11 protein-coding genes are annotated in these 12,274 nt (G+C 65.0%); 5 read left to right on the top strand and 6 right to left on the bottom strand.

Annotated elements, in window-relative coordinates; genetic code table 11:
* Positions 1–40 precede the first annotated feature (40 nt).
* A complete protein-coding gene (gene aroQ, locus BLV20_RS23610) occupies positions 41–490 on the top strand; it encodes a type II 3-dehydroquinate dehydratase (RefSeq protein WP_092304856.1) in 450 nt (149 codons plus the stop codon).
* Positions 487–1,341, top strand: coding sequence for a shikimate dehydrogenase (locus tag BLV20_RS23605; protein WP_092304855.1), 855 nt, complete (start codon positions 487–489; stop codon positions 1,339–1,341). Before aroQ ends, BLV20_RS23605 begins: the two co-directional genes overlap by 4 nt.
* Before the next feature lie 75 nt (positions 1,342–1,416).
* Here BLV20_RS23605 and BLV20_RS23600 read toward each other — a convergent pair whose 3' ends face one another.
* Positions 1,417–2,616, bottom strand: coding sequence for a benzoate/H(+) symporter BenE family transporter (locus tag BLV20_RS23600; protein ID WP_092304854.1), 1,200 nt, complete (start codon positions 2,614–2,616; stop codon positions 1,417–1,419).
* 46 nt (positions 2,617–2,662) lie between these two features.
* On the opposite strand from BLV20_RS23600, the gene BLV20_RS23595 reads away from it, so the two are divergent.
* Positions 2,663–4,228, top strand: a complete 1,566-nt coding sequence (locus BLV20_RS23595) for a MocR-like pyridoxine biosynthesis transcription factor PdxR (protein WP_256577867.1) — start codon at positions 2,663–2,665, stop codon at positions 4,226–4,228.
* 4 nt (positions 4,229–4,232) lie between these two features.
* On the opposite strand, the gene BLV20_RS23590 is transcribed toward BLV20_RS23595, so the two are convergent.
* On the bottom strand, positions 4,233–4,910 hold the full coding sequence (locus BLV20_RS23590; RefSeq protein ID WP_092304853.1) for a TetR/AcrR family transcriptional regulator: 678 nt from the start codon (positions 4,908–4,910) through the stop codon (positions 4,233–4,235).
* Between the two features lie 104 nt (positions 4,911–5,014).
* Positions 5,015–6,925 carry a 3-dehydroshikimate dehydratase QuiC gene (gene quiC, locus BLV20_RS23585; RefSeq protein WP_092304852.1) on the bottom strand — a complete coding sequence of 637 codons (1,911 nt, stop codon included), beginning with the start codon at positions 6,923–6,925 and terminating at the stop codon, positions 5,015–5,017.
* Here quiC and BLV20_RS23580 point away from each other — a divergent pair.
* Together BLV20_RS23580 and BLV20_RS23575 are read left to right on the top strand one after the other, a co-directional pair.
* Positions 6,912–7,394 carry a hypothetical protein gene (locus BLV20_RS23580; RefSeq protein WP_139192734.1) on the top strand — a complete coding sequence of 161 codons (483 nt, stop codon included), beginning with the start codon at positions 6,912–6,914 and terminating at the stop codon, positions 7,392–7,394. The two genes, quiC and BLV20_RS23580, sit on opposite strands and share 14 nt — an antisense overlap.
* A 178-nt stretch (positions 7,395–7,572) precedes the next feature.
* A complete protein-coding gene (locus tag BLV20_RS23575) occupies positions 7,573–8,910 on the top strand; it encodes an MFS transporter (RefSeq protein ID WP_092304973.1) in 1,338 nt (445 codons plus the stop codon).
* Between the two features lie 227 nt (positions 8,911–9,137).
* On the opposite strand, the gene BLV20_RS23570 is transcribed toward BLV20_RS23575, so the two are convergent.
* The 3 genes from BLV20_RS23570 to BLV20_RS23560 all read right to left on the bottom strand — a co-directional run bounded on the left by BLV20_RS23570 (position 9,138) and on the right by BLV20_RS23560 (position 12,013).
* Entirely contained in the window at positions 9,138–10,016 is an 879-nt protein-coding gene (locus BLV20_RS23570) for a DMT family transporter (protein WP_092304850.1), read from the bottom strand.
* A 123-nt stretch (positions 10,017–10,139) separates the two neighbouring features.
* On the bottom strand, positions 10,140–10,955 hold the full coding sequence (locus BLV20_RS23565) for a sugar phosphate isomerase/epimerase family protein (RefSeq protein ID WP_092304849.1): 816 nt from the start codon (positions 10,953–10,955) through the stop codon (positions 10,140–10,142).
* A gap of 2 nt (positions 10,956–10,957) precedes the next feature.
* On the bottom strand, positions 10,958–12,013 hold the full coding sequence (locus BLV20_RS23560) for a Gfo/Idh/MocA family protein (protein WP_092304848.1): 1,056 nt from the start codon (positions 12,011–12,013) through the stop codon (positions 10,958–10,960).
* Positions 12,014–12,274: the final 261 nt, after the last annotated feature.

The following is a 12,274-nucleotide window of genomic DNA, read 5'->3' as shown; positions in this document are numbered from 1 at the left end:
CGCTCGAGCCGCGCCCACAATAACAACGGAGAAACACCTCATGCGCCCTATCGTTCTGGTGCTCAACGGCCCGAACCTGAACCTGCTCGGCACCCGCGAACCCGCCACTTATGGTCACGAGACCCTGGCCGACATTTCCGCGCTGTGCGGGCGTGCCGCCGAGGAATTCGGCCTGGGCGTCGAGTTTCGCCAGACCAACCATGAAGGCGAGCTGCTGGACTGGATTCACGGTGCCCGTGGCCGTTGCGCCGGGATCGTGATCAACCCGGCGGCCTGGACCCACACCTCGGTGGCGATCCGCGATGCCCTGGTGGCCAGCGAGTTGCCGGTGATCGAAGTGCACCTGTCGAACGTCCACGCCCGCGAGCCGTTCCGCCATCATTCCTTTGTCTCGGGCATCGCCCTGGCGGTAATGTGCGGGTTCGGCAGCCACGGCTATCGCCTGGCATTGGCGCATTTCGGCCAGCATTTTCAAGGAGCCCGGGCATGACCCAGCAGCACACAGTACTGGCCGGGCTGATCGGCGCCGGCATCCAGGCTTCGCGCACCCCGGCGCTGCATGAACATGAAGGCGACGCCCAGGGCCTGCGCTACCTGTACCGGCTGATCGACCTGGACGCATTGCAACTGGACAGCAGCGCCCTGCCCGATTTGCTGCTGGCCGCCGAGCGCATGAGTTTCACCGGGCTGAACATCACTTTTCCATGCAAGCAAAGCATCATCCCGCTGCTCGACGAGTTGTCGCCCGAGGCCCGTGGCATCGGCGCGGTGAATACCGTGGCACTCAAGGATGGCAAGCGCATCGGTCACAACACCGATTGCCTGGGTTTTGCCGAGGGTTTCCGTCGCGGCTTGCAGGGCGTGGCCCTGGAGCGTGTGGTGCAGATGGGCGCCGGCGGTGCCGGTGCCGCGGTGGCCCATGCGCTGCTCAGCGAAGGCGTGCGGCAGTTGCATATCTTCGATGTCGAAAGCGCCCGCGCCCAGAGCCTGGCGGACAACCTCAACCAGCATTTCGGCGCCGGCCGGGCCAAGGCCGGCCTCGACCTGCCCGCCACCCTGGCTGCCGCCGACGGCCTGGTGAACACCACGCCGATGGGCATGGCCAAGCTGCCGGGCATGCCGGTACCGGTCGAGTTGCTGCGCTCTGAATTGTGGGTCGCGGAGATCGTCTACTTCCCGCTGGAAACCGAGCTGCTGCGCAACGCCCGCGCCCTCGGCTGCCGCACCCTCGACGGCGGCAACATGGCGGTGTTCCAGGCGGTGAAGGCGTTCGAACTGTTCAGCGGCGTGACACCGGATGCCCAGCGCATGCTCGCGCATTTCCAGAGCATGAATGGCTGACAGTGCCTGACCGGATCAGTGCGGGGCTGTGATCGGCTCCGCTCTCGGCACACTCCCCGCGGCCATGCATGGCGACTAGGCGCGTTCATGACGACCGGCGGGCCGCAGTCGACCGTGTATCACGCCATGCGCCAGCAGCCCCGCCAGCAAGCCCCAGAATGCGCCGCCCAAACCGAACAAGGTGATATTGGCGGCGGTCGCCAGGAAGGTGATCAAGGCGGTTTCCCGGCCGTTGGGCTCGACCAGCGCGGTGGCGAGGCTGCCACCGATCGCCCCCAGCAGGGCCAGGCCCGCCAGGGTGGTGATAAAGGCCGCCGGCAGGACCACGAACAGCGCCGCCAGGGTGCTGCCGAAGATCCCCACCAATAGATACAACACCCCACACGCCAGGCCGGCCAGGTAACGTTTGGCCGGTTCCTCATGCGCCTCTTTGCCCGTACAGATCGCGGCGGTAATGGCCGCGACGTTGAACGCATGGGAACCGAACGGCGCCATCAACAACGAGCCCAGGCCGGTGGCGGTGAGAATCGGATTGGCACTGGTCTTGAACCCATCGTTGCGCAGCACCAGCATGCCGGGCATGTACTGGCCGGTCAGGGTGATCAGAAACAACGGCAGGGCCACGCTCAGCAACGCATTCAGCGAGAACACCGGCCAGGTCAGCACCGGCAGGGCCGGCTTGAGCTCGAGGCTGGCGAAACTGACCTGCCCCAAGCCGAGCAACAGCACGATGCCGATCAGCAATACCCCGACAATCGCATAACGCGCGGTAAAGCGGCGCAGCACCACATAGCTGAGCAGCAGCGCGCCCACCAGCAAAGGATCGACCCCCGCGCCGTCGAAAGCGCCAATCCCGAAGCGCAACAGAATGCCCGCCAGCAGGCCCGCCGCGATCCCCGGTGGGATCAGCTTCACCACCCGCTCGAAATAGCCCGACATGCCCAGCACGACGAAGCCGACAGCCGAGAGCATGAAGGCGCCGATCATTTGCGGGTAAGGCGTGCTCGGCAATACCGCGATCAGGAAGGCCGCGCCCGGTGTCGACCAGGCGGTAATGATCGGCTCGCGGTAGCGATAACTCAGCCAGGCGCCGGTCAGGCCGACGCCGATGGAGATCGACCAGATCCACGAGGCGGTCTGCTCCGGGCTCAGGCCGGCCGCCTTGGCCCCCTGGAAAACCAGAATGAAGGTTCCGCCGTAATTGACGATGACTGAAATCAGCGCGGCAACGCTCGGATGCAGCAGGTCAGCGATTCTGATGCTGGCGGTTTTCATCGGGGAGCCCTCTGGATGTTTGGAGGCGAGGGAGTATCCGCAGGCAATGGTCTATATAAAATATCCACTTTCGATCAATATCCCATACCACTTTCCAGCTGCCACCGACGATCCACAGGCCCCGATGAAAACCCGCAAAACCGCCTATCCCATCTGGAACCGCCTGCAACTGGCCAAGGACGGCCACTTGTCCTTGCGCGAGCAGTTGCTGCTGTTCCTGCGCAAAGGCATCGCCGACGGCAGCGTCAAGGCCGGCATCCGCCTGCCGGCTTCCCGTGTGCTGGCGACACAGTTGGGGCTATCGCGCATGACCGTGACCGAGGCCTACGGGCAGTTGATCGCCGAGGGGTTCCTCGAGGCCCGGACAGGTTCGGGTACCTACGTCATGGCACGGATCGCCGAGCAAACGACCCCGCCACCCGCCCGGATAGCAGCCCCCGTCGGCTCCACCCGGGCGCGGGCGCTGACCGGGAGCGACTCGATGTCCGTGGCCCGGGCCGCCTGGCCGCTGACCCCGGGCCTGCCGGCGCTGGATGCTTTTCCCTATGCGTTGTGGGGGCGCCTGGAAGGCCGCTTCTGGCGGCGCCGGCCACTGCCCGACCTGTCCTACGGCGACCCGCAGGGCTTGCTGCCATTGCGCGAAGCCTTGGCGGCTTACCTCGGCGCGGCGCGCGGGGTGGTATGCCAGGCCAGCCACATCGTGATTACCCCCGGTGCCCAAGCAGCGGTGTCGATTGCCACCCTGGCGCTCACCGACCTGGGGGAACGGGTCTGGGTCGAGAACCCCGGCTACGATGCGGCCTACCGCAGCGTGGTGCTGGCCGGTGTGCAGGCGGTGGGCGTTCCGGTGGATGCGGAAGGCCTGGATGTGCAGGCCGGCCGCCGGCTCGCGCCCGACGCCCGGCTCGCCCTGGTATCGCCTTCGCACCAGTATCCCCTGGGGGTCGGCATGAGCCTGGCGCGGCGCCTGGCCTTGCTGCAATGGGCCCACGATGCCGACGCCTTCATCCTCGAAGACGATTACGACAGCGAGTTTCGCTACGGCGGCGCGCCAACCCCGGCGCTCAAGGCGCTGGACGGCAATCAGGGGCGGGTCATTTATGTCGGGACCTTGAGCAAGCTGCTGGCGCCGGGCCTGCGCCTGGGATTCCTGGTCGCCCCCGAGGCCGTGGTGGAGGTATTGCGCAACGTGCGCAATGGCAGCGGCCACCGCGTGCCTGTGTCGCTCCAGGCGACGGCGGCGGAGTTCATCGGCAATGGCCACCTCGGCAGCCATATCCGTCGTAGCCAGGCGGTTTATGCGCAGCGTCGCGCCGCCTTGCTGGCGGCCATTCACAACGCCGGCAGCGAGCGCATGCGGGTAGCCAGCAGCACCAGCGGATTGCACCTGCTCGCCGAACTGCCCGATGGGCTCGACGACCAGGCGATCGCGGCCGCCGCCCATGCCCGCAAGATCGGGGTCGCGCCGCTGTCAGGTTTTTTCGTCGGAGCCCAGGGCGAATCACGCCCTGGCTTGCTGATGGGCTTTGGCAATACCCGGGCGGAGTCGATGCCGGATGCGGTTGCAACCCTGTGCCGCCTGATCGATCGGCAGCGCGGCTCAACCGCCTAGGCGATCAGGCCTGCAAGTAACGCAGCACCGATTCGCAGATCATTTCGCGGTGGCGCTGCTTGATCGCTTCGTCGGGCAGGTCGATCTGGAAGATCTCGCCGAAGGTGTGGCGGTTGGACACGCGGTAGAAGCAGAACGAACTGATCAGCAAATGCACGTCCAGCGGGTCCAGGCCGGCGCGGAACACACCCTCGTCGACACCGCGCCGGAGGATCTCGCCCAGGGCATGGAGGATGGTGTTGTTCATCGCCTTGATCGCTTCGGAGCGCTTCACGTACTCGGCGTTATGGATGTTTTCGATGCTGACGATGCGCACGAAATCGACGTTGCGGTCGTGGTGGTCGAAGGTGAATTCCACCAGCCGGCGAATCGCATCGCGCGGCGCCAGCTCCGCCAGGTGCAGGCGGCTTTCGGTGTTGCGGATATCGCCGTAGAGCTTCTCCAGCACCTCGACGTACAGCTGCTCCTTGCTGCCGAAGTAGTAATAGATCATGCGCTTGGAGGTGTGGATGCGCTCGGCGATGGCATCCACCCGAGCACCGGACAGACCCTGCTGCACGAACTCGACAATGGCTTCTTGAAGAATGTTCTCGCGGGTCTTTTCCGGGTTGTTCTTGCGACTCTTGCGCGACTCGATCACAGGCTGTTCGGGCGCTACGGAGAGTTCTCTGGTCATTGTCATTCTGGGGCTCACGGCCATCACTACACACCCGGCCGATTATGGGCCGCCTCGCGCAGCGAAGGAAAGCAGGATGGCGGCCCTTTGCCGCCGCCGTTACGAAACTCCTACAACTTGGCGTGCCGCGCCCCGCCGCTGCGCGATTTGGCCATGGCCGCCAGGCGCACCGCGACGTTCGCCGCGCCATAACCGACATAGCCATTCTTGCGCTGGATGATCTCGAAGAAGAAGCGCCCTTCGAACGGCTCGGTGTAGACGTGGAACAACTCGCCGCCCTGGGCGTCGCGGTCGTAGAGCACGTTGTAATAGGCCAGTTCGCTGAGGAACTCGTCGTCGAAATCGAAGCGTGCCGCCAGGTCGTCGTAGTAGTTGAGCGGGATGTCCAGCAGCGGCACGCCCGCTTCCTTGGCCCGGCTGACTTCGGTAAAGATATCGTCGCAATCGAAGGCGATGTGATGCACGCCCGAGCCGCCATAGCTGGACAGCGCATGGGAGATCGCGGTCTTGCGGTTTTCGGAAATGTTCAGCGGCAGACGAATGCTGCTGCAGCGGCTGCGCAGCGCCCGGCTCTTCACCAGCCCGTAGGGATCGGGCAGCACCACTTCGTCGTCGGCGGTGAAATCCAGCAGACTCTTGTAGAACAGCACCCAGCTGTCGAGGCTCTCGGCCGGCAGCGCCATGGCCATGTGGTCGATGCGCTTGAGGCCGCCCTTGGCCACCACGCCCGGGAACATATTGAAATCGGTGTCGTACAGGTGCTGGCCGCCCTGCTCCTGGTCCACCAGGTAGATCAGGCTGCCATCCAGCTCGCGCACCGCGGCCAGTTCCAGCTCGTTGGGCCCCACCAGCCCGCGATACGGCTGGCCCTTGTAGGCCACCGCGCGCTCCAGCGCCTTGGCGCTGTCCTTGACCCGGATCGCCGTGGCGCACACCGAGGGGCCGTGGGCTTCGAAGAAACTGTGGGCAAAGGAGTACGGCTCAGAGTTGAGGATCAGGTTGATATCGCCCTGGCGCATCAGGCTGACGTTCTTCGAGCGATGCAGGCCGGCCCTGGCGAACCCCAGGCGTTCCAGCCAGCCGCCAAGCTTGGCGCCCAGCGCGTCGTCCACGGCGAACTCAAGGAACTCGGTGCCGCCATACTCACTGGCCGGCGGCGGCGCGAACAGGGTATCGATATTGGCCACCGGCGCGGCTTCCTGTTCCAGGCGCTGGCGGGTTTTCTCCTCCAGGTACAGCAGCGAACGCAGGCCATCGGCGGCATTGGCGCGTGGGGGCGCGGCACGGAAACCGTCATTGAAGATCTCCAGCGACAACGGCCCGGTGTAGCCGCTCTTGATGATCGGCGCGAGGAACCCCGGCAAGTCGAAATCGCCCTGCCCCGGGAAGCAGCGAAAGTGCCGGCTCCACTCCAGCACGTCCATGGCCAGGATCGGCGCGTCGGCCATCTGCACGAAGAAAATCTTGTCCCCGGGAATCTCGGCGATCGCCGCCGGGTCGCCCTTGAGCGACAAGGTGTGGAAGCTGTCGAGCAGCACGCCCAGGCTCGGGTGGTCGGCCTCGCGGACGATGTCCCACACCTGTTGATAAGTATTGACGTGCCGGCCCCAGGCCAGGGCTTCGTAGCCGATGCGCAGGCCACGGCTGCCGGCGCGCTCGGCCAACAGGCGCAGGTCGTCCACGAGGATCTGCCGGTAGCCGACGCTGTCGGCCGCGGCGTTGCTGCACACCAGCACCAGGTCGGTGCCCAGTTCCTGCATCAGGTCGAACTTGCGCTCGGCGCGCTCCAGGTTGCGCTGCAGGCGGTCGCGGCGGCAGCCTTCGAAATCGCGAAAGGGCTGGAACAAGGTGATGGCGATGCCCAGGTCCGCGCACATCTGGCGGATCTCCCGGGGGCTGCCGTCGTAATAGAGCAGGTCGTTCTCGAAAATTTCCACGCCGTCAAAACCGGCGGCGGCAATGGCTTCGAGTTTTTCCGGCAGGGTACCGCTCAAGGAGACGGTGGCAATGGAACGCTGCATGTTTCAACTCCCGGTAATGACCACAGATCGGGCGCCGTGCCTGTGGCCGCTGCCGCAGGTCCTCCAGCGCACTGAAGCTCCCGCGCCCGCTTCGCGGGCCATCGCAGCCTGCGGCAGCGGCTACAGGTACGTTGGTTATTGGATGGGGCGGATTATTGAGCCGGGCATTGCAGACAGCAATTTAAAGTGTACGAACCAGTTAGTTTTTCGTGCGATTATCGAACAAAATGCCCGTTGGCGAATTGACGATTTTTCGTCCACTACGCACCATCGACAGCACATTGAGCCGGCACCGAACCTGCGGGCTTCAATCGCCAAAGACCCAGAACACACCATAAAAATTTCAAAAATCGGGTACACCCTCATGCTTGCACTCAACGCCACACTTCTTTGCCTGCTCCCGCAGCTCTCATCCGCCCACGCCTCTCACCGCCGCCTTCAGACGGACACACTACGGCCCCTGGGCTGACCATGCCCGCACGCTGACCAACCCGCTTTCCACCGCCGCGCCCGACGCGCGTCGACCAAAGCACTCAGCCGATCGATCATCGAGTTCCCCCGCGGTCCGTCCGCACAGTCGACAATCGATCACGCGCCCTTGAGTCCCGACGAGTTGTCCCTCGTCAGTCATTGAACGGATGGCCCACATGATTCCTTCTCAAAGCTCCCGCATGGCCTCGAGCCTCGGCACCGCCTCCGGTGGCATCGGCGACAAGATCCGCGGTGCCATGGCGGTCGGCAAGACCCGCTGGGGCATGCTCGCCCTGGTGTTCTTCGCCACCACCCTGAACTACATCGACCGCGCCGCCCTGGGGGTCATGCAACCGATCCTGGCCAAGGAAATGAGCTGGACGGCGATGGACTACGCCAACATCAACTTCTGGTTCCAGGTCGGCTACGCCGTCGGTTTCGTCCTGCAGGGACGGCTGATCGACCGGGTCGGCGTCAAGCGCGTGTTCTTCTTCGCGGTGCTGCTGTGGAGCCTGGCCACCGGCGCTCACGGCCTGGCCACTTCGGCCGCGGGCTTTATGGTCTGCCGCTTCATCCTCGGGCTGACCGAGGCCGCCAACTACCCGGCCTGCGTGAAGACCACGCGCCTGTGGTTCCCGGCCGGCGAACGCGCGGTGGCCACCGGCATCTTCAACGCCGGGACCAACGTCGGCGCGATGTTCACGCCCATGCTGCTGCCGTTGATCCTGCACGCCTGGGGCTGGCAGGCGGCGTTCCTGTGCATGGCCGCGCTGGGCGGCGTCTGGCTGCTGTTCTGGGGCCTGAAGTACTTCAACCCGGAGGACCATCCGACGGTCAAACAGTCCGAGCTTGAATACATCCAGAAAGAAGTCGAGCCGGAACAGACCCGCGTGCCTTTCTCGCGCATCCTGCGCATGCGCGGCACCTGGGCCTTCGCCCTCGCCTACTCGATCACCGCGCCAGTGTTCTGGTTCTACCTGTACTGGCTGCCACCCTTCCTCAACCAGCAGTACAACCTGGGCATCAACGTGACCCAGATGGGCATCCCGCTGATCATCATCTACCTGACCGCCGACTTCGGCAGCGTCGGCGGCGGCATCCTCTCGTCGTTCCTGATCGGCCGCGGAGTCAACCCGATCAAGGCGCGCCTGATGTCCATGCTGCTGTTCGCCTGCTGCATCGTCGGCGTGGTCATGGCGGCCGGCGCCAGCAACCTGTGGCTGGCGGTGTTCGCCATCTCCCTGGCCATCGGCGCGCACCAGGCCTGGACCGCCAACATCTGGAGCCTGGTGATGGACTACACGCCCAAGCACATGATGAGCACGGTGTTCGGTTTCGGCGGCATGTGCGCGGCCATCGGCGGCATGTTCATGACCCAGCTGGTGGGCCACATCCTGACCGTCACCAACAATAACTACACCGTGCTGTTCACCCTGATCCCGGCGATGTACTTCATTGCCTTGACCTGGATGTACTTCATGGCCCCACGCAAGATTCCAAAAATAGAAGACTGACGCTTTCCTCTCGCAGGCCCGGTTCCGGGCCTAATGTAGGAGCGAGGCTTGCCCGCGAAGACCTCCAGCACAGCGCGTTGAACCAGATAGTGCGCGTTGTCGTTAAGGTTTTTCGCGAGCAAGCTTCGCTCCTACGGGGGATCGCCCTCGCTGATCGGCAGTAAGTCCGGGCCTGCTTTTTTTCTTCTCTCAGTCGATACCGGCTGTCCCCCTGTTACCAACGCAACTCAGCGCCGACGCTGTTGCCAGGCAGCCGCCAGGCCGCTGAGGCAGATCACGGCGATGCCCAGCTGGGTGATTGGCAGCGGCGTATGGCTGAACAGCAGCCAGCCCAGCAACCCGGCGAAGACGATCTGGCAATAGCCGAACGGCGCCAGCAAGGCCGGCGCTGCATGGCGGAAGGCCTGGGTCAGGAACAGGTGGGCGGTCATGCCGCAGGCCCCCAGCGCCAACATCAGCACGCCATGGGTAAAGCTCGGCAGCTGCCAGAAGAACGGCACCAGCGCGCTCATCGCCAGGGTGTTGCACAGGCCGGCGAAGAAGTTGCTGGTGGTCGGGCTGTCGTGCTCGGCGAGTTTGCGGGTCAGCAGTTGGTAGAAGCAGAAAAACAGCGCCGAGCAGAAAGGCAGCAACACCGCCGGAGTGAACAGGTCGCCGCCCGGGTGAACGATGATCAGCACCCCGATAAAGCCGCAGATCACCGCCAGCCACTGGCCCCGCGTGACCCGCTCGCCGAGCAGCGGCACCGACAGCGCGGTGACCAGCACCGGCGCGAGGAAGTTGACCGCGGTGGCTTCGGCCAGCGGAATGAACAGCAGCGCCGAGGTGAACAGCAGGCTGGTGCTGAGCAGGCACAAGGCCCGCACACACTGCAACAGCGGCCGCTTGGTGCGCAGCACTCGCAGGCCCGATTGCGGCAGGAAGATCCCGGCCATCAGCAGGGTATGGATCAGGTAGCGGGCCCAGACCACCATCACCACCGGGTAGAACCCCGAGAGGTACTTCGACAAGGCGTCGTGGCTGGCGAACAGGAAGGTCGCCACGACGACCAGCAGGATGCCCTTGAAGGGCTGGTTGACACCGCAAAGGGGTGTGCTGAGGGTCATCCGCGGGGCCTCTCAAGATAGGGTTTGTGTGTAGAAAACAGCTTCGCGGGCAAGCCTCGCTCCTACGAAACCGGGTCCGTAGGAGCGAGGCTTGCCCGCGAAAAAAGTCGCACCCGCTACCCGCTAAAGCCGGGCGAGCAGCGCGCGAGTCTTGTCCAGCGCCAGCTGCGCCCGTTCCAGGGCGCTAACGCCCTGCTCGAGCAATGCCACCGTGGGGATTTCCAGGCTCAACGGCAGGTTGGCCGGCAAGCAGCGCAAGAGCCCCGTCAGGTCGCAATCGCCGTCGCCGGGGAAACGCCGCTCGTTGCGGGCCTGACGCAAAATCTCCTGCATATCGTCCGGGCGCGGGCCGGCCACGTCGCACAGCTGGGCATAACGCAACCGCGCTGGCGCGACCTGCGCCAGGTCTTCCAGGCGCGAGGCCGAGCGATCGAAGTGGAACGCGTCCACCAGCACCGCGGCATTGCCGCGGCCGGCGTTCTCCACCACCCGCAGCGCCTGTTCCAGGTTGCGTGCATCGGTCCACGGCATGAACTCCAGGTGCGGGTGCAAGCCGTAGATCGACGCCAGGTCGCACAGTTCGGCGAAGCGCTCGGTCATGCGCCCTTCGTCGGGGTCGTTGCCGGCCACCAGCAGCTCGCTGGCGCCGAACTCCGCGCCCACCGCCAGCACCGCTTCGAAGTCCGCCACCCGGGTTTGCGGCTTGAGCCGCAGGATCTCCACATCCAGCACACAAATGCCGGTGTCGCGCAGGCGGCTCAGGGTCTGCCGGCGCAACTCGGCGTCGGCCACCAGGGCAAAGTGGTGTTCTTCCGGCGTCGCCGGCACCAGGCGCAAACCGACGTGGCTGTAACCGGCACGGGCGGCGACCTCGACCATCTGCGGCGGCGAAATCTCCAGCACCGTGAGGCTGGCCAGGGAAAGAATGCGTTCGTTCATGCTCATTCCTCGATCAGCGCCGGAGCGCAGGCCCGGCCGGTCGCGGCCGCTTCGCGAATCGCCTCGATCAGCGCCAGGGTCCGCGCCGCATCGGCCACGCTGACCAGCGGCTCGACCTCGCGCCGCGCCACTTTGACGAAGTGCTGCAATTGCAGGCGCAGGGCTTCGGCGGCGGTGACATTTTCCTCGCTCACCAGCAACGGCTGATGCCAGCCAGCCCCGGCCTCGGCGTATTGCCAGCGCTTGAGCTGCGGAATGCTCAGGGCGCCACCGGTGCCGGCCAGCAGGTAGCATGGCTGGTCGGCCTGGCGCGGATACACCGGGTTCTCGCCGGAATCGAGCTCCCAGCTCCAGGGCGCCGCCACGGCGTCGGAAGCGGTCAGGCTGCCCAGGGCGCCGTTGGCGAATTGCAACAGGACGGCGGCGCAATCCTCATTGGCAAAACCGCGCACCGCATTGCTGGTGACAGCCTGCACCTGCCGCACTTCGCCACACAGGTGACGCAGCAGGTCGAGGTCGTGAATCAGGTTGGTCAGCAGCATTCCGGCCCCGGGCTCGCGGCGCCAGGGAATCTCGAAATAGCTGTCGGGCTTGTGCAATTGCCAGAGCGCGGTAACCGTGGTCAAGCGGCCCACCGCCCCGCCCCGCAGCAACTCATGGGCGCGGGCGATCAGCGGGTTATGGCGCCGATGATGCCCGACCAGCACCGGGACGCCGCTGGCTTTCACCGCAGCGACCAGTTCGCGCGCCTCCTCCAGTTGCACGCCGACCGGTTTCTCCAGCAGCACCGGCACGCCGGCGGCCAGGCAATCCAGCGCGGTGCTGACGTGCAGGTTGTTCGGGTTGGCGACGATCACTGCATCGGGGCGGGCCTGTTCGAGCATCCGTCGATACTCGGGGTAATACGGCACCTGCCAGCCATCGGCGATTCCCGCGGCTTGCGGCCCAGGATCGGCCACGGCACAGAGCCTGGCCTCGGTGAGGGTCTTGAGGTGTTGATAATGCTGCTGGCCCATATTGCCGGCGCCGATCAGGGCAATGCGCAAAGGCGAGTCCAAGGCGGGATCCTCGTGTGATTGTTATCGGAACACGAAATTTAAAATATTTAGAACTCGGTTCCACTTTCACACAAGAGCAAAACAAAATAGTGTCCGATCAGCGAACAGCTTTAACGCTTGAGATCGCGAAGGCGCCAGCGGCTACAAAAAACGCGCAAGCAAAACGGAAAACCCGTAGCCGCTGCCGAGCCCCGCGAGGCTGCGATCGGGCGCGCAGCGCCCGCAAAACGGCCAACCGCATTCCACCTGCCTCACCGCAGC

Source organism: Pseudomonas sp. NFIX28, assembly GCF_900107395.1.
In the GTDB taxonomy this organism is placed as follows: Bacteria; Pseudomonadota; Gammaproteobacteria; order Pseudomonadales; family Pseudomonadaceae; genus Aquipseudomonas.
The sequence above is the reverse complement of the archived record's forward strand: the minus strand, read 5'-3'. Positions and strand labels throughout refer to the sequence as shown.